The sequence below is a fragment of the Dyadobacter sp. LHD-138 genome, from assembly GCF_030929615.1.
Lineage (GTDB): Bacteria > Bacteroidota > Bacteroidia > Cytophagales > Spirosomataceae > Dyadobacter.
This window is the reverse complement of record NZ_JAVFVU010000001.1, coordinates 24776-42734: the sequence shown is the minus strand read 5'-3', so window position 1 is coordinate 42734 and position 17959 is coordinate 24776. Positions and strand designations below refer to the sequence as shown.

The window sequence follows — 17959 nt, the reverse complement described above, 5'->3', positions numbered from 1 at the left end:
TTCGGCTGTCGGCATGGGCTCCCAGCTATTGAATGATTGATGCGTTTAATTTTTTCTCGAAATTCAATAGTATAAATTCCGTATTCACATAACGGTTTTTCAACGTTGATCTACTCAATTCCTGCATTTTTGAAAATCATATTTTCAATTTTAAACATTTTCATTCTAAAATAGGTATAAAGAGAAGATTTTATTCCAAATTTGAAGATTAAAGTACAGAAGTATATAAATCAGGTTTTTTTGAACTAAACGACTGTATATCGCCTTTCAATATTCGGAGGTAAAGTAACGACTTCCTATAATTAATATGACCCTTTCAATAAAGGATATTCAAGCTCCTATTGCGGATGAGATGAAGGCTTTCGAGCATAAGTTTCGCCAGTTTATGAAAAGTGATGTAATGCTGCTCGATCAGATCATGAATTACATCGTACGTCGTAAAGGAAAACAGCTCAGGCCGATGTTTGTTTTTTTGTCAGCAGGTGTCTGTGGCCCGATCACCGAATCTTCTTATCGCGGTGCTTCGTTTATAGAACTTTTACATACGGCTACGCTCGTACATGACGACGTGGTGGATGACTCCAATTATCGCCGCGGATTTTTTTCGGTTAATGCCTTATGGAAAAATAAAATTGCCGTGCTGGTCGGTGATTATCTGCTTTCGCGCGGACTGCTGCTTTCGGTGGAACATCAGGAATTTGAACTGCTGAAAATCGTTTCAACTGCCATGCGTGAGATCAGCGAAGGAGAGTTACTTCAGATCGAAAAAGCACGGAGACTGGATATCAACGAGGAAGTATACTACGAAATTATCCGCCAGAAAACGGCTTCGCTGATTGCCTCTTGCTGCGCGGTCGGTGCCTGTTCGGTAGGATCTGATGCCGATACAATAAAGCGTATGCACGCTTTTGGAGAAAAAGTGGGGATTGCATTTCAAATCAAAGACGATCTGTTTGATTACGGCGAGGATGAAATCGGCAAACCTTTGGGCATCGATATAAAGGAAAAGAAAATGACTTTGCCGTTGATCTATGCCCTTAACAAAGCTTCCTGGCTTGAAAAACGTGGGATGATCAATATTATCCGTAACGAAAGTCACAAGCCCGACAAAGTGCTTGAAGTGATTGCTTTCGTGAAAAATTCGGGTGGATTAAAATATGCGCAGCAGGTAATGGAACGTTACGTGGAGGAAGCCAGGGCGCTTTTACACGAGTTTGCGGAATCTGCCCACCGTACAGCTTTGGAACATCTGGTGCAATATACAATCGAGCGCAGCAAGTAATTCACCTTATTTGCTGCGTTCCTCAGAAGTTTTTTGGTATAGTATTTCAAATCCGCTTCTGTACACTTCACGGTAATTTTTTTTGACGAACTGATCAATTTCGGGATACAACGCCAATTGGCAGCTTTCGTTGGTCATCAAACCGCCGGGAAGAGATAGGTCCAGAAAATATTTCGGCATATTCGTTTCCAGATCTTGCAGATATCTTTTCTGGTAATATTTCCCCAGATCCGATTTATACGTGGTTTGGAAGTCAAAATGCATATCCCTGGTTCCCATGATCATCCGGGCTGCATGATTATAGTAGGTTCCCCACCCCCAAACAGCCATTCGGTCGTCTGGCAATCGGTTTGCATAAATGCGGTCTACAAGTTTCTGGTCGATAATATCGTTCAGGTGCTGCTTTTCATTTGCCAGCGTTTTCGCAGCATTTTTAGCATTGATATAAAAAATGCAGACAATGGCCAGGCTGGATAAAGCAGGGAAATATTTGCCCGGAATCCAGTTGTATTTTAAAAGGAGCCAAATTGTGTAACCATAAAGTGGCACGACCAGCAATAAGGTATAGTGGAGAAAATATCTGCCGGGTTTGGCAATACAGTAAGCCGTGATCACAATGGTGGCTAAAAATCCTGCATGGTAAACCAGATCCATCCGTTTAAGGGGGAATTTAATTTTCGAGAAAAACAACCCCGGCAAAACCAGGCCGAAAGCAAGGAGGGGAAGCAGGGAACGGATACTGGATTTTAAAAATGTTTTAAAGAGCTCGGGACTAAACGTGTTGACCGTGGTATAGCGCAGATTTCCAATGATATAGGATTGCACGAAATCATCAAATCCGCCATAAAGCCAAATCGTGAAAAGCGCAATAGTGTGGGTGAGTATAAACCCGGAAAGAAAAATAAAAGCTTCTTTGGGTTTTCCTTTGACCAGAATCAATAAGATAAAACAGGCTCCGGCAAGAAATAAAAAAATGGGCGTGACCTGCAGCTTGGCATAAAAAGAGGCGGCGCAGGCAATACCGGCAATCGTAAGCTGTCCTTTGCTGACCTCAATATGGCAGGCAATAGCTAACAATACGCTGATGACAATGGCCAGAAGAAGCAAAGGGAAATGCTCGCTGGAAGCATGGATAAGATCTGCGTAATAGAAAAAGCTAAAAGTCAGTACCAAAGGAATTACAGTTATGCGTGCTGTGTAAGGACCTGCAATTTTTCGTATTGTGTAAAACAATATCAGAATGGAAGGAATCTGAAAGATCAGCGTGTAGAGAATTCTCAAATCTCCGTATGAAGCCCCATCTGCCGCCTTTAACATGAGCAGAGACGGGAGGAAATTCAAGGGGCCCGATGTCGTCGTATCCAGCGATATCCACGGACGTGGGTCGTAGCCTAAGATTCTGCCACCAGCCAGCATAATACTTTCATCGATATTGAGCATGCCTGCCTTAAACGAAAAAAGTTTGGTGATGAGTAGAAAAAATACGATCCCAAATAAAAACCAGCCATCGTTTTGCTGCAATGGATTTTTTTTACCGGCCATCGTTTTAAAAAGGACGAAGACGGATAAGAAACACAGTCCGGCATTACCAATAAGGTAATAATGCAGATTCATTGGAGCGCAGTAAAGTGGATACTAAGACAGCACAAGCTTCCCGATAAATGTAAGCAACATCGTATTTTTTCGCTATTAACCTTCTGTGAAATACATGGTTTTGGAATAAAAAGTTATTGTGTGGCAGATTTTGTTTGGCTTTTCGGTCTTAGGAATTCGGTTGCTCATTTGACTTGTATAAGAAAATTATATAAAAAAATATTTTCATGACTAACTTTTTAGTTATATTTATGTCTCATATAAATTATAGCCGTCATGAAAATAATACCAGTACTTATACTGTTTCTTTTTGCCGGAAATCTTAAAGCGCAGTCACGCATCTGGACGAGAGCAGATGCGGAAAAAGCAAATTTTCACGTCGATCTGTTGCCCGTGACCTACACGACAGAATTTTCGTCTGAGATTACCAAAGGGATCCATGCGAAACTTGAGGAGTGGTTAGGATCCGTGTTATCGGTCAGAGCAGATCCAGGGATTGGCGTTTTTGTCCAGGTTCTTGTTAGTGATAAAGGCCGTATCGATTATCTGGTTTTTGATGCGGAGCAGTCGAAAGGTTACAGTAAGGATTCCATTAACCAGGTTTTGAAGACCGTGTTTGAAAAGAATGCACCGCAGTGGCAAATGGCCTCAAAACCTGAAAAGCCTTTTCAGGTTTTGACATTGCAGTTTTTTGGAAAACGCATCGCGTATCGTGAAGTAAGGCGGACCGACAGTTCGGTTACGACGGTTAAAGAGGCCCAGGCTTTTATTGATACCTTGAAAATTAAGCGGATATTTTTTAACCAGCTTGAATTAACTGCCTTGCCCGACGAGGTGTACCGTTTCCCGAATACGGAAGAATTATACCTGAGTGGGAATAATCTTACAGCGCTTTCTATTGATTTTGCAAGATTGCCACGACTTAAACAGCTGCATTTGCAAAATAATAAACTCACGGAAAAGGGCCTTGTTTTATCTAAAAACAAAACACTGGACATACTGAACCTGAGAGAAAACAATTTTGCAGACATTCCCGCAGCAGCGAGAAACTGTAAGAAAATGTCCAGCTTATGGCTTGGTGGTAACAAGGTTAAGTCGCTGTCGAACCGAAGTTTCAGAGGACTAAGGCAGGTTAAAGATCTTAATTTTTATAAATCAGAGCTGGTCGTTTTGCCCAGGGGAATTAAGAGGATGAAGAACCTGGAAGTGCTGGATCTTTACTACAATAGATTTGAAAGCCTGCCGAATTCCCTGACCAAATTAAAGAAGCTGACCCATCTGGCGATATCACATAACCAACTCAAAACGCTTCCCGCCAAAATGAACCGGCTGAAAAATGTACATACTTTTTACGCACATCATAACCGGTTGAGCGTACTTCCCGAGAGTGTAGCGAAGATGCAGAAGGTTAATATTCTGGATTTGGGTTTTAACTGGTTTACGAATTTTCCGGCAGAAGTAGCCTCGTTGCAGGGGTTAAAGGAACTGGATATTTCGTCCAATAATTTTCCCGATTTCCCTGCTAAACTGCTCGATATTAAAAAGCTGGATAAGGTTTATTTACAGGGAAATCCATTCGTGGGGAAAGACATGGATATCAAATACGAACACCAGCTGGGGGTGTTGAAAGACAAAAAAGTAGAGGTGTTTTATTGATCAAAAGAAGCTCCCAAAAGGCCGTGACCTTTTGGGAGCTTCTTTTAGAGATTCCACCAATAGGTGAATTTCAATACAATAGCCCGGCTTTTTACCATGAAATTGTCGGGTAAATAGTTGTCCGTGTAAACAATGTACAAATCAGAAGCGGGTTTATACCGCCATTGCAAGCGGGAGTTCAGGTTGATGTTATCGGCCTGATTGTTGTACTGCATGAAAGTCGTGAAATACAGGTTGTTGCGGAACGTTACGTCCACGCGCGGACCTACCAGCCATAGCTGCGTGCGCTTCCATGGTTCAGGCAAATGAATGTCGTTGTAGTTCCCAGCCAGTGCAATCGCGACATAAGGCTGCACACGATAGCCCAGTTCGGTACGTAAATTGGTGCGTCGTCCGTTGCTGTAATAACCGCCAAAAATCCCGGCAAAGGTATAAGTAAATTGTTTTTGCGGGCCTGAAATAATTTCAAATCCAGCCGAAGTCCAGTTATGTTCGGTTCCTGTGGCGAGTTTTTCCTTGCCTAAGTTTGTGGGGTCAAAGGGACGCAGCAGGCGGGTGTAATTGCTCGTCACATAAGCGGACATGGTGGCACGGGTGATAAAATTCAGGTTATAAGAAAATGTCAGCTCACGGTCGCTGAATGACATTTGTTTATCCCAATAAATATTGCTCACGAATTTAGGTCCGTGACTGATAATTTTCGGATTTTTGATAAAAAACAGATAACCGAGGGTCGGATTTATTTTATAATAACCGTTGCGGGGCGCATTGGGTACATAACCGACCTCTGCGTTGTAATTTGCCCCGACATATTCATGCTGCCATTGCCAGAAAAAGTTTGCCTTGCTGAACTTTAAATCGGCCGCGTGTACAAAATCATCACCGGATTTCCCAGGCGTAAACGATTTCAAAAACATGACTTTACCAGTCCACAGGTTATTTACACTGGCAAGGTTGTATTCGGCTCCGATGTTGCGGTTGTAACGATAAGTAGCCGCATTTTTTTCATGGGAATAATTTACAGCATCGCGGTTGATGAAAATAAACCGAACATTGGAACGGGCAAAAACCTGTCTTTGCAAAGCGAAAACAGCATAATTATTTTTAGGGATCGTATCCTGCGCACCGGTTTGTACATCCAGAACGCCAATTCGCCAGTTCTTATTTAATTTCCCGCTCATACGGGCGCCAAATTGTATGGGCACCCCCAAACCGATCCTGCGGGAGAAGAAAGGACGAATGGTAGCGTACCCGAAATTGGCAAACAAATCAGCATTTTCCAGGAAAAACTGTCTTCTCTCCGGAAAGAACAATTCAAAACGGTTCAGGTTGGTCTGCTGAACGTCGACGTCGACCTGAGAAAAATCAGGGTTAACGGTCAGGTCGAGATTCATGGAAGGAGAGAGGCCAATTTTGACATCACCACCGATGCTTGTTTTGTACTTATTGGGTTTGTCGTTCTGAAAATCCCTTGTGAGGCGTGTAGCGGCGTAAGGAATAACAGAAATATTGGGCCCCGGACTTGGCGGTGGCTGATCCCAAACCAGCACGCCGGTATAAGCCAGTGAAGCGGAAGGAAATTGTTTGGGAACCGGAGCCCAGGCAGATTTCTCCGAAATCGTCAGATCCTGGCGGCTGAAATTAATCCCCCAGCGTGAAATTCCTGACTTGTAACGAATACTTTTGAATGGAATGGCGGCTTCCCAGACCCATTTGTCCGGGTCATTTTTTACTTCACTTACCCAGCGGTTATCCCAGCTGAGGTCGACAGATCCACCGTCGCCCATTTGCCCGTCCCAGGGTGCTCCGGCGGCATTTGCGCCAAAGGAAAATCCGTTGGTCCGGTCGTCGAAGGTATCCATGAACAACAAAAAGTTGTCATTTTTACCGAAAGCGAAATCCCGTTTCAATGATTCGACAATAATGGAATTCTTAACGGTCTTATAATTGACAACGAGAATGTACATGTTGTGGTTGTCATACGACATTTTTACTGTCGTTTTGGCACGGGAATAACTGGTGTCCATCGGAGTGACCATGAAAAAATCCGTTGCGGTCTCGGCTGATTCCCAGGCCAGATCATCGGCATTTCCATCTATTTTAATAGGCGACGGAGCAGGGCGGATGTGGTACTGGAACTTTTCATTGGGTTTTTGAGCCAGACAATTTCCTAGAAGAAAAAAGCACAGCAGGAATTTAATTAAGGATTTAGGTAGCACTTTTACGTTACGGGTAGGAATATGGAATAATAGAAAAAATTACATGGAATTACTGTTAGGATACTTAAAGATTTTCGCGTCTGCGATGAAGGTGCCGAATGGAATGATGGAAGCAAAGAAGGCCATAACAAATTTTTTCCATCCCCAGCTAAGTTCGAAAACGACCTGAATGAGCAGGATGACATAAAGAATGAAAAGGATTCCATGTGCCATACCAACCACGCGAACGGCGTGCGGATAACCGGCAATGTATTTCAAAGGCATGGCAATAGCCAGCAAAATAAGTAATGAAGTGCCTTCAAGGAATGCAACTACGCGTAGTCTGCCCAGAGCAGTTTTTAATAAATTGGCTAACATGAACAATTGGGGAAGAAATTTTAAAATGCATCTTTCAAATGTAAAGATAGTATTTAAGCTGTTTCTGATGGAGTAATCGTCAGGGATAATTCTTACGTATATGGAATAAATAGATGTATTCAGTGAAAAATCGAAAACATTCTGTCTAATTATCTGAGTTTTATTCTGGAAATTTTAAATCAAAGGTTAAACTTGTAGAAAAATTATTGAACGGTTACTTTTTGCGCTGCAACCGGCCCTCTTTGAATCATAACAAGCATTCATCATTTAACTAAATCATTTAACGTTGTGATTAGATTTTATTTTTCATTTTTAATGGTCTTCATTGTTTTTCAGTCATTTGCGCAAAAGTATAAGGTGGCTGGAATCATTAAGGACGAGGATGGCAAAGGGATAGCCGATGTTTCGGTCCAGGAATTAGGGACCAATACGAAGGCCTCAACCAATGTGAATGGAATTTATGAAATGAGGGTACATTACGGAAATGCAACACTGGTCGTTATCGGAGAAGGTTTTGAGCCGGTAGAAAGGGAAATTAAGGGGATAGGAACACAAAATTTTACTTTAACAAGCTTAAAAAAGTCAAGGCAGAAAGGTGTTGTCGGATCGAGGAATCTTGCGAAGACTGCAAAGGATCTCTCGTCACCGGTTGATATTATTGATGTAAAAAAGATTGCCAGTCTGAACGGACAGTTTGATCTGTCACAGTTGCTGCAATACGCATCTGCATCTTTCAACGCAAATCCGCAGCTGGGCGCGGATGGGACGGATCAGATTGATGCCACTTCGCTCCACGGCATGGGGCCCGATCAGATGTTGATACTGGTGAATGGGAAACGGCGTCATCAGTCTTCGCTGATCAATCTTTCGGGGACGCGTGGCCGGGGAAATACGAGTCCGGATTTAAGCACCATTCCCGTTGCTGCTATCGATCGTATTGAAATTTTAAGAGATGGCGCTGTTGCACAATATGGTTCGGATGCCGTTGCGGGCGTGATCAACATCATATTAAAAGATAATGTGAACGGATTTACTGCGAATGCAAACGCAGGTATAAGGAAGGCGAAATATAACCTCGATTCCAGCAGTTTTGACGGACTGAGTTATAATGGCAACCTGAATTATGGCAGGACTATTGCGAAAAACGGTTTTTTGAATGTAACGGCAGACTATAATTTTCAGGATCATACCAACCGTGCCGATGCGCGGCCTGATTCGTTGCTGAGAAGGAAGTTTGGAGATCCGAAAATTTACAATGGAAGTTTGAGCTATAATATGGCTTTTCCACTTTATAAAAAGTATGAAGTTTACAGTTTCGGGACGGCAAGTTACAGACAAGGTGAAACGTATGGCTGGACCCGCGGCGCAAAAGATTCTGCCAATTTTGTTAAACGCTATCCGAAGGGTTACGATCCACTTGTGTCAAGAAGCATTGATGACCGGTCCATAACGTTGGGGATAAGGACGGTGTGGAAGAAGTTTAACTTTGATTTGAGCCATACTTATGGATTTAACAAATTCAATTATCACGTAAAAAATTCAATGAACAAATCTTTTGGTTTGGATACGCCGACTTCTTTTGACGCAGGTGCGCTTCAAACCGTGCAAAATACGACGAATCTGGATCTGACGCGGTTTTATGATCATATTCTGGATGGTGTTCATTTGGCTTTTGGCGCTGAATACCGGATGGATGGTTATAAAATAATTGGCGGGAATCCGTTGTCATGGCGTACTTATAATCCGCTGAAAGTGGGCGGAGCTCAGGGATTCAGAGGTTATGGTGAAGCGGAAGAGATTAGCAAAAAGCGAAACAATGCGGCAGGATATCTGGATCTGGAAGCGAAGGTTGATGATCGTTTTTCAGTAAATGCAGCGGGGCGGTTTGACTATTACAGCGACCTGGGAAGTGCGGTGAGCGGAAAAGGCGGTTTGCGATTTGAATTGACGGATATGATTACGCTTCGGGGAAATTACGGTATTGGTTTCAGGGCTCCGTCTCTTGCGCAGCAGCATTTTAGCTATTCCATCATTAAGCCGACGAAGGCGAACCTTGAAATTCCGATGCAGTCTGTTATTGCAAGAACAGGCAGTGATGTAGCGGCGGCGCTGGGCATACATGCGTTGAAAATGGAAAAAACACAGAACGCGAGCGCTGGTATTGTATTTTCCCCAGACAAGAATTTTTCCGTTGCCGTGGATGGATATTTCGTGCAAGTAAAGGATAGGATTATTTTAACGGGCGCGTTTCCATCGACTGATAAGCAGGTAGGCTCTTTACTTAAAAAATTGAATGTTGATAATGCTCGGGCATTTGCCAACACCCTGTCGACTTCGACAGCAGGCGTGGATGTGACGTTAAAGTATACAACAGACCTTGCCGATGGTCAATTCAACACTTATTTGTCCGCAAATTACAATACAATGCGTATTGATTCGATCAAAACAAACGACCGGCTTGTTGGCAAAGGCGCGGTTTTCCTCGATAAGCGGGAACGGTATTTTATACTGGCATCGGCACCGCCGACCAAAATTAATCTGATGTTTGATTACAATACCGGACCTCTGACTTTGATGGTACGCGGGACACATTTCGGTGAGATAAAACTCGTGAACCGTAACTATGGATTGAAGGATAAAACCGGAAAGGATTTGACTGAAAAGGATTATCTGGATGTGTACAAGGCGATGATCCAGGCGGATGCTTCGCTGCGCTATCAGCTCAATGAACAATTATCATTTACCTTGGGAGGAAGCAATCTGCTAAATGCTTATCCAACAATGTCAAAACCAAATCGTACGGAGTCGGGTGGGGCATGGGATTCGGTTCAAACAGGACATAACGGTTCGTTTTTTTATACCCGGATTTATTTCAACTTTTAATTTATGAAGGTGGGTTATATTTTTTGCCTGGTTTTGCTGGCCAATATTGCCTACGCGCAGCCATGTAAGTTATTGACGGATACTTTTCGTGAAGCAGACAAACTGAGAAAAGATAATACGGAATTTCAGCGTTTCCGTTTTAGCAGTGAGCAGCTCGATCAGGTGCAGCTGATGCCTGGGTTGGAAAAAGGTGTGATCGGGATAAAAAATTTACAGAAGGTATTGGATCAGGACTTTGAGTCTTACACGCAGCATTTGTTCTGGCAACTGGATGAAAAACTCGCCACGTATAAGCTCAGTGAGGTTCAAAAAGAGTGTCCGGAAACGAGTTTCAAAGTGTATGCGGATGAAATTGTGTACTATAAATCAAAGTATCGTGCCTTTGATCCGAAGGTTGATAAAAATATTAAAGCGAATTAGGGTTGAGATAGCGGCATAAAAAAATCCGGTCGACTGAATCGACCGGATTTTTTTATGCCTGACGAACCGTATTTATACAGCCGCTGGTGTTCTCTTCGTTTTTGTCTTGTTTGCTTCTGCATGCTCCTTATCACGCATTTTGATAAAGTCTTTGAAGCGGCGAATGGTTGCCATGATAAAACCGATCACGAGTACGAATGTTCCAATCCAGAGAATGTTGATCAATGGTTTTTCAGTCGCTTTCATGACAATAAAATCACGCTGTGTTGTATTGACAGCAAAGGTAAACTTGCCGGTAGCCGGATCGATTTCCTGGAATTGTACACGGAAACCAAGATCCTTGTTAACCTCCGGTTTACGTGCCACCAGACGGTCACGGATTACAAACGAAGGCGTGATCACGTATTCATTGTCTTTATCCAGTACGCGGATAACCGCTTTAACGGCAGCATCCCCTTCACCAAGTTTAATGCCTTCCACTTCTTCCGTACGTACCACATTATCCAGAACGGCCACGTAATCATTGACAAAGAACGTATCACGCATGCTGATGGTAAAGTTTTCAGTCGGGCTCCAAACCGGCTCGGCAGTTGGATTGGTTACCATCGAAACATAGGTGTACAAATCTTTATCAAGCTTGCGCTGAATGTCCGGTGAAGAAACAAGCCCCATTCTCGGGTTGATCTGTGCACGCGGGAAAAGGTTAAATACACGTCCCGAAGGCTCGCGGTATTCGATCTCGTAATAGAAGTTTTCCGGGAAAATTTCCAGCGTATCTCCTTTGGCATAGTACTTTTTCTCGTTGACAACGATATCTCTAAGCGCTACGGCATGGAAATCGTTTTCGATCATATCCACCCAACTCTTTGGAATATATTCAGGAATATGGCGTGGTTCTACACGCACATCACGCCAGGTTAACATATAATCGCCCATTTTTTCAGGTTTATTTAACCAAAGCGTTATGTTTTCCTTGTTCTCTTTGTTGTCGTTATTGGTAAATTCTGCGCTGCGTGAAATCATCAAACCGGAGTTATTGATCGAAACCACCTTGGTATAAGCAGACGAAAACAAGATACCGATCAGCATCAAAGCCACACCAATATGGGTAACGGCGCCACCTGACAAATTGTAGTTTCCTTTAATAATCTGGAACAGAATAGCTCCGTTGGAAACAATCGCAAAAATGGACGTGGTCAATAATACGATGTACTGAATTTCTTTAACGCCCTGATAAGTAATTACCGCTGCGCTGATGAGCAAAGCAACCAGCAAAGGATTGTATAAAGCTTGCAATTTATCCTTGCCTACACGCTTCCACCAGAAATACTGTCCAACACCCGTCAGAACGATAATCAGCGAGAAGAACCAAAGCTGGAATTTGTTATAGTGACCAATCTGATCGGCCGGAAGTGCCATGTTTAGCACACCTCCAAAGAATTCAGCAATTTTGTTGTAAACCGGGATTGAGGTCGTTGCCAAGATCTGGAAACCGGAAAGACAAAGCAGGGTCGCGCCGATAAAGATCCAGAATTCCTGAGAATAAGTTGAAACTTCTTCCTCATCCGAAGGAAGTTCTTTCCAGCGGTAAACCAATAATCCGATGGCAACAATGGTGAAAGTCATTAGATAAATCAGCAGCTGGCCCGATAATCCTAAATCTGTAAACGAGTGAACCGATGCATTTCCTAAAACCCCGCTACGTGTCATGAACGTGGAATAAAGGATCAGGATAAAGGTTGCAATCGTTAATATAAATGAAGTTTTGAGTGCCGTTGCATTTCTTCTCGCAATGATCATCGTGTGAATTGCAGCGATCAGAATCAACCAGGGAACGATGGAAGAGTTTTCAACCGGATCCCAGCTCCAGTAGCTACCGAAGTTTAAGGTTTCATAGGCCCAGTAGGCACCCATTAAAATACCGACTCCAAGAATCAAGGCAGAAAATAAGGCCCATGGCAAAGCCGGGCGAACCCAATCCTGTATTTTTTTTGTCCATAAACCCGCGATAGCAAAAGAGAATGGAATCAGTGTCGTAGCAAAGCCAAGGAACAAAGTAGGCGGGTGAATAACCATCCAGTAGTTCTGCAAAAGCGGGTTCAGGCCGTTACCGTCTTTGGCAATGAAATTCGGGTCCATTTTGTAAACGGGTAGATCCGGCATTACTTCCTTCATTAAAAGGAATGGGGTAGAACCGATTTTTAAATCAAGCCCTGGGATTACAACACCAAGGATCATCGAAGTTAAAAACGCCTGAACCAAAGCGAAAACGGTCATGACCGGTGCTTCCCATGAACGGTTTGAGAAGATCAGAATGCCCCCCAGTACTACGTTCCAGAAAATCCACAAAAGGAAACTACCTTCCTGATCCTGCCAGAAACTGGATATGGTATATCCGGTTGGCAGGGAAAGCGATGAGTTTTTCCAGGCGTAATGATATTCGAAATAATGATTTCCAATAATCCAGTAAAGGGAGAAAACAATGCCAAAAACTGCCACCGCATGAATGGTGAAAACGGTTCTGGCGTATTTTTTCCAGGATGAGATTTCATTCAGGGGAGTGCCCGAGAGCCCTGCCTTGAAATAAGCAAAAGTCGCCAGTAAGGCGGAAGCAAATGCGATAATTGTCAGCAGGTGACCTGCACTTCCAATGGTAGTATGAATCATGATTTTGATGCGGTTGCCTCTGTGGTTTCCATTTTGCCGTTTTCGTATTTAGAAGGACATTTCATCAGGATTTTTTCTGCTGAAAATGTGCCGTTCTCCATTTTTCCTACAACAACAACCTGTTCAGATTTGTCAAAGTCCTGTGGCTTTGTACTTCTGTACACCACTTTCTGGACCATGTTTTTATTGTCAACCAAGGAAAACTCAAAATAATTCGGGTCGATTTCAGGATGGTATTGCATATCCACGATCTGTCCCGCTGCATTTTTTGGTAATTTGCCAACCACGTGAATACTTTCGGTATCACCGTTGTCAGCCATTTCTTTTGCTTTCCCAAAATCAACATAGGTACTGGCATCGCCCGCAGTTGAAACAATAATTCCAATCGCCACGGCAATAATGATGAGACCGAATATTTGGATCTTTTTCATACTAATTACTTGATATTTAATTCTTTTTCTATTTTCCTAAGCTTGAAATCGATTCTAAGCATATTGATTGCAATGCCGGCAAAAACGAGAGCAACCACCAATACGACAACCCAGATCTTTCCGTCTTCGCGCATTTTATCGGCCATCGGGACATAGTCAGGATCGGCCGTCGCTTGTGCAAACAAATTTCCTGACAGAAAGATCAGATATAGAAATAATAAGGAAACTCTTTTCATGGTATTCATACAGACTGAATTCTTAACGAATTTTTGATTTGAAATGTTTACTCTGGCTTTGCAATTTTTTAGCGGGTAATTATTTTCTGTTGTTTTCAATAAACTCTTCTTCCTTAACCCGCTTGATCACTTTAATCCTGATTCGCAGTTCGGCAAGCCACATACCCAGCAGAATATATCCGATGATTGCCGGATAAAATACTTTTCGGATATTGTTGTCAAAATCGAAAGAACCAAAGGTGTTGTTTCCCCCGCTGCCAGGGTGCAGGGAATCTGTTAGCCTGGGAAGAATATAAATAATCGGAATAAAAACGGCGAAGGCAAATATATTGTACACCGCCGATATTCTTGCACGACGCTGTTCATCCTCAAATGAACTTCTTAATAAGAGATAGGCAAAATAGATTAGTAGGCAAACTGCGGCGCTGTTCAATTTCGGATCATTTGGCCATGGATCTCCCCAGCTGAAATTAGCCCATGCTGATCCGGTAACACACCCTAAAATACCAAAGAAAATGGCTGATTTGGTAAGTTCACTGGCTACATCATCGTCTCCTATACGTCCTGCCCGCAAATATTTAACGGAGAATATCATCGCTGTAAACAGTAATATTGTCATCGCAAGCCACAAAGCAACATGGAAATAGGTATTCCTAATCGTTTCGTTGAGGATGTGCAAGTGCGGGACGGGGCCCATAAACCCCATGACGATCACATAGAATATGATTATAATACAGAGGATTTTCCACCAAATTTTTCTCATTGCTTAAAATAATAGGGTACTGTAAACTGTTTATTCAGGCGTTATAGTGTGTTGTCAGGTGTTATCAGCTTCTCCACAAAAAAGGAAAAAGAAGACAGCTCAGCGTGACGACAATTACGTCTATCGCCAGCAGTGTTGTGATCTCATCCATGCTGACACTCCAGTCCAACCCATCCATCGCATTTTTAGCGAGCCGGATCGTCATCAGAAGCATCGGAAGGATGATCGGAAAACTTAGCACGGCCATCAACGTGGCATTATTATCGGCTTTCGAGGCAATGCCAGCTACCAGCGTAAGAACCGATGCAAATCCAATGGCGGACAATACAATACATATCAGATACAATCCCACATCCTGAACCGGATTGCCCATCACAAATGCGTAAAATCCAAAACCGATTCCCGAAAGCAGCAGCATGATCAGCGAATTGTAAATGATTTTTGACACAATGATCGCCTGCGGACTGCATAGGTTGTAATAGTAAATCAGCCGTCCGTGTCGTTCCTGAGAAAAACTTTTTGCTATTGCATTCACTGCTGTAAAAAGAATAATAATCCAGAAAATCGTATTCCAGACAATAGGCGTGAGCTGACCACGACGGAGGTTGAAACTAAGGTAACAAACAAATACTGTGGATACTACGTAAAGCAACATACCACTCAGAGCATATTTTTGTCGCCATTCCAGCGTCACTTCTTTCCAGATGAGGGTTTTGATCTCGTTCAATACTATTGGCTATCGGCAGTCAGCATCAGGCTTTCGGCACCGTGATTATTTTATTCTTATCTTTCGATTTCTGTTCAGCACGCTGTTTCTTGCTTCACGCTACAAAAGTACGACACAAAAGCGATGGGTAATAATAAAAATGGGATGTTTTTGAATGATTTATAGTAGTCTTTGTATAAATCATAAGCCTAACTATTTGAATTACGGGCTGAGAATGCTTAATTTGCACTTACGTATATTTAATCTAAATAAGCTAATATGTCGGTTCGTACTGTTTCGCAGCTTCAAAAAGGGGAGAAGGCGATTATAAGATCTTTTACGGATCGTGTAATGTCTTTGAAATTATTGGAGATGGGATGTGTGCCAGGTTGTGAAGTGCGTCTGGATGCGGTTGCCCCTTTGGGTGATCCAATTTGTATAAATGTAGGTGGTTGTTATTCTTTATCTTTACGCTTAAACGAAGCTTCAACAATTGAAATTGAATAATTCGTTTCTCGTTCTATTTTGCTTTACAATTGAAACAGGAAAATATTAAAATAGCCCTCGTAGGAAACCCGAATGCTGGAAAATCAACTTTATTTAATGCGTTAACAGGCTTACGACAGAAAACAGGAAACTTTCCGGGTGTTACAGTAGAAAAAAAATCAGGGACATTTCGCCTGGCCGGCTCCAACGGCAGTGCCGACAGGGACGTAACCGTGGTGGACCTTCCCGGGACTTATAGCGTGTATCCAAAATCAGCCGATGAAGGTGTGGTGATGGATATCCTTGCAAACCCAAAGCATCCGGATCATCCCGCAGTGGTGGTTGTGGTGGTGGATGCTTCCAATCTTCAGAGAAATCTTCTTCTTTTTACTGAAATAAGTGACCTGGGAATCCCGACCATTCTGGCATTGAATATGCTTGATGTGGCTGCCAGCATGAAATTGACGGTTAATGCGGTCCAATTGGCGATGCAGCTGAATGTTCCGGTGGTTAAAATAAATGCGAGGACGAGCGAAGGGATTCCTGGTTTACAACAGGCGATTCGTCAGGTTGTAGAAAAAACGGAAAAGCCTGCCCAGAAGTATTTTTATGTTCCGAAAGGAAATGAACCTGCGCTTATTGAAGAAGTGAGAGCGCTTCATGCGCTTGATAATGACTATGTTGCGTTACAATATGTATGCCAACATGATAATTTTTCATTTCTGGCGCAGCCGGTCAGGGCAAAACTGGATTCGCTGATTGAGAAATATGCGTTTGATGAAACTGGTTTTTTAGCCGACGAAACCATTGCACGTTACAAAACAATCAAACCCATTGTTGAAAAATCCGTTAAGTCGGAAGGGGCAACCGAACAACCGCTCTGGACAAGAAAACTGGATAAAATCCTGCTGCATCCGCTTTGGGGTTATGTCACGTTTGCATTGATTTTGATGGTTATTTTTCAAGCCATTTTTGCCTGGGCGTCTTATCCGATGGACTGGCTTGACGAGAACACGGCTTCGTTTATTTCATGGGTCAAGGAAGTTTTGCCCAAAGGTGTTCTCAATGACCTGATCACGGATGGAGTATTGGCTGGTATTGGCGGCGTCATTATTTTTATCCCGCAAATTGCCATTCTTTTTGGCCTGGTATCCATACTGGAAGAATCCGGTTATATGGCCAGGGTTATGGTGATCATGGATAAGGTAATGCGGCGGTTTGGGCTCAATGGTCGTAGCGTGGTTCCGTTGATTTCCGGCGTAGCCTGCGCTGTTCCGGCGATTATGACGACACGTAGCATCAGCAGCCGCCACGAAAGACTGCTTACCATTCTGGTAACACCGATCATGAGCTGCTCGGCACGTCTGCCTATTTATAGTATTTTAATTGCGCTGATTATTCCTTCGACCAAGGTTTTAGGCATTTTTAATATGCAGGGACTGGTTCTGTTTGGACTATACTTTTTAGGTCTGGGCGGTGCATTAGCTTCCGCCTGGATTTTGTCGTTGTTTATCAAAAGAACAGAGCCCGGTTACTTCATGCTTGAAATGCCAACTTACAAAGTGCCGCGCTGGGGACATGTCGGTTTTATGATGTACGATAGTGTTAAATCTTTCGTACTGGAAGCCGGGAAAGTAATTTTAGCGATTTCAATTATCCTGTGGGTTTTGTCTTCCTATGGTCCGGGCGATCATATGGAAGTAGCCGAGCAGCAGGCTGTGCGCGCAATGTCGCAGGCACCGGAGGAAGAAGTTGCTGCAGCAGTTGCTTCGGCTCGTCTGGAAAGTTCTTATGCGGGTAATTTCGGAAGATTTATTGAGCCGGTAATCCGCCCGCTGGGGTATGACTGGAAAATCGGGATTGCATTGCTGGCTTCCTTTGCCGCAAGAGAGGTTTTTGTAGGAACAATGGCGACCATCTATAGTATCAGCGGCGATTCCGAAGATGTTTTAACCGTTAAGGAAAGACTTATGCAGGAGAAAAATGATCTTGGGGGTGTTATGTACACACCGGCTGTCTGTTATTCATTACTGATATTTTACGTTTTCGCGATGATGTGCATGAGTACCATTGCTGTTGTTTACCGCGAAACGCATGGCTGGAAATGGCCGCTTATACAACTGGGTTATCTGATGGTGCTGGCTTACGTTTCGGCATTTGCAGTGTATCAGTTAATGAGTTAGAATAATCTTAGCTGGTTTTTTATCCGTCCGACGGCAGAAAAAAGCCGTCGGACGGAGCGAGACTCCCGTCGGATGGC

General features: G+C 43.1%; 14 protein-coding genes. 6 read left to right on the top strand and 8 right to left on the bottom strand.

The features are described 5' to 3' along the window. Positions 1-307: 307 nt before the first annotated feature. Positions 308-1282 carry a polyprenyl synthetase family protein gene (locus tag RB622_RS00195; protein WP_308044449.1) on the top strand — a complete coding sequence of 325 codons (975 nt, stop codon included), beginning with the start codon at positions 308-310 and terminating at the stop codon, positions 1280-1282. 6 nt (positions 1283-1288) lie between these two features. Here the strand turns inward: RB622_RS00195 and RB622_RS00190 are convergent, their stop codons facing one another. Continuing rightward, entirely contained in the window at positions 1289-2896 is a 1608-nt protein-coding gene (locus tag RB622_RS00190; protein WP_308044448.1) for a hypothetical protein, read from the bottom strand. A gap of 255 nt (positions 2897-3151) precedes the next feature. On the opposite strand from RB622_RS00190, the gene RB622_RS00185 reads away from it, so the two are divergent. Continuing rightward, positions 3152-4531 carry a leucine-rich repeat domain-containing protein gene (locus RB622_RS00185; protein WP_308044447.1) on the top strand — a complete coding sequence of 460 codons (1380 nt, stop codon included), beginning with the start codon at positions 3152-3154 and terminating at the stop codon, positions 4529-4531. Between the two features lie 44 nt (positions 4532-4575). Here the strand turns inward: RB622_RS00185 and RB622_RS00180 are convergent, their stop codons facing one another. After that, entirely contained in the window at positions 4576-6750 is a 2175-nt protein-coding gene (locus RB622_RS00180; protein WP_308044446.1) for a DUF5916 domain-containing protein, read from the bottom strand. Positions 6751-6789: 39 nt separating this feature from the next. Then, positions 6790-7107 carry a DUF3817 domain-containing protein gene (locus RB622_RS00175; RefSeq protein ID WP_308044445.1) on the bottom strand — a complete coding sequence of 106 codons (318 nt, stop codon included), beginning with the start codon at positions 7105-7107 and terminating at the stop codon, positions 6790-6792. Positions 7108-7395: 288 nt separating this feature from the next. Between RB622_RS00175 and RB622_RS00170 the strand changes: the two genes are divergently transcribed. Both RB622_RS00170 and RB622_RS00165 read left to right on the top strand, forming a co-directional pair. Further along, positions 7396-9990 (top strand): TonB-dependent receptor, encoded by a 2595-nt coding sequence (locus RB622_RS00170; protein ID WP_308044444.1) that lies wholly within the window; start codon positions 7396-7398, stop codon positions 9988-9990. A 3-nt stretch (positions 9991-9993) separates the two neighbouring features. Then, positions 9994-10410 carry a hypothetical protein gene (locus tag RB622_RS00165; RefSeq protein ID WP_308044443.1) on the top strand — a complete coding sequence of 139 codons (417 nt, stop codon included), beginning with the start codon at positions 9994-9996 and terminating at the stop codon, positions 10408-10410. A gap of 72 nt (positions 10411-10482) precedes the next feature. Here the strand turns inward: RB622_RS00165 and ccsA (RB622_RS00160) are convergent, their stop codons facing one another. From ccsA (RB622_RS00160) to RB622_RS00140, 5 genes are all read right to left on the bottom strand, one after another. Further along, positions 10483-13077 (bottom strand): cytochrome c biogenesis protein CcsA, encoded by a 2595-nt coding sequence (gene ccsA, locus RB622_RS00160; protein WP_308044442.1) that lies wholly within the window; start codon positions 13075-13077, stop codon positions 10483-10485. After that, on the bottom strand, positions 13074-13508 hold the full coding sequence (locus tag RB622_RS00155) for a cytochrome c maturation protein CcmE (RefSeq protein ID WP_308044441.1): 435 nt from the start codon (positions 13506-13508) through the stop codon (positions 13074-13076). The genes ccsA (RB622_RS00160) and RB622_RS00155 overlap by 4 nt, the downstream gene beginning before the upstream one ends. A gap of 5 nt (positions 13509-13513) precedes the next feature. After that, positions 13514-13744 (bottom strand): CcmD family protein, encoded by a 231-nt coding sequence (locus RB622_RS00150; RefSeq protein WP_308044440.1) that lies wholly within the window; start codon positions 13742-13744, stop codon positions 13514-13516. 79 nt (positions 13745-13823) lie between these two features. Continuing rightward, a complete protein-coding gene (ccsA, locus tag RB622_RS00145; RefSeq protein ID WP_308044439.1) occupies positions 13824-14507 on the bottom strand; it encodes a cytochrome c biogenesis protein CcsA in 684 nt (227 codons plus the stop codon). A 64-nt stretch (positions 14508-14571) separates the two neighbouring features. After that, complete coding sequence (locus RB622_RS00140; RefSeq protein WP_308044438.1) at positions 14572-15234, bottom strand: heme exporter protein CcmB; 663 nt, start codon at positions 15232-15234, stop codon at positions 14572-14574. Positions 15235-15492: 258 nt separating this feature from the next. Here RB622_RS00140 and RB622_RS00135 point away from each other — a divergent pair, with 258 nt between their 5' ends. Both RB622_RS00135 and feoB read left to right on the top strand, forming a co-directional pair. Next, complete coding sequence (locus tag RB622_RS00135) at positions 15493-15720, top strand: FeoA family protein (RefSeq protein WP_308044437.1); 228 nt, start codon at positions 15493-15495, stop codon at positions 15718-15720. Between the two features lie 29 nt (positions 15721-15749). Next, the gene (feoB, locus tag RB622_RS00130; protein WP_308044436.1) at positions 15750-17882 is read left to right on the top strand and encodes a ferrous iron transport protein B; all 2133 of its coding nucleotides are present in this window, start codon (positions 15750-15752) and stop codon (positions 17880-17882) included. The last annotated feature ends 77 nt before the right edge of the window (positions 17883-17959 follow it).

What these genes read in the sequence shown, in the direction of transcription:
- RB622_RS00135 (WP_308044437.1), top strand. Translation starts at nt 15,493, where the DNA reads ATGTCGGTTCGTACTGTTTCGCAGCTTCAAAAAGGGGAGAAGGCGATT.
- RB622_RS00165 (WP_308044443.1), top strand. Translation starts at nt 9,994, where the DNA reads ATGAAGGTGGGTTATATTTTTTGCCTGGTTTTGCTGGCCAATATTGCC.
- RB622_RS00195 (WP_308044449.1), top strand. Translation starts at nt 308, where the DNA reads ATGACCCTTTCAATAAAGGATATTCAAGCTCCTATTGCGGATGAGATG.
- ccsA (WP_308044442.1), bottom strand. Translation starts at nt 13,077, where the DNA reads ATGATTCATACTACCATTGGAAGTGCAGGTCACCTGCTGACAATTATC.
- RB622_RS00155 (WP_308044441.1), bottom strand. Translation starts at nt 13,508, where the DNA reads ATGAAAAAGATCCAAATATTCGGTCTCATCATTATTGCCGTGGCGATT.
- RB622_RS00150 (WP_308044440.1), bottom strand. Translation starts at nt 13,744, where the DNA reads ATGAAAAGAGTTTCCTTATTATTTCTATATCTGATCTTTCTGTCAGGA.
- RB622_RS00175 (WP_308044445.1), bottom strand. Translation starts at nt 7,107, where the DNA reads ATGTTAGCCAATTTATTAAAAACTGCTCTGGGCAGACTACGCGTAGTT.
- RB622_RS00185 (WP_308044447.1), top strand. Translation starts at nt 3,152, where the DNA reads ATGAAAATAATACCAGTACTTATACTGTTTCTTTTTGCCGGAAATCTT.
- ccsA (WP_308044439.1), bottom strand. Translation starts at nt 14,507, where the DNA reads ATGAGAAAAATTTGGTGGAAAATCCTCTGTATTATAATCATATTCTAT.
- RB622_RS00190 (WP_308044448.1), bottom strand. Translation starts at nt 2,896, where the DNA reads ATGAATCTGCATTATTACCTTATTGGTAATGCCGGACTGTGTTTCTTA.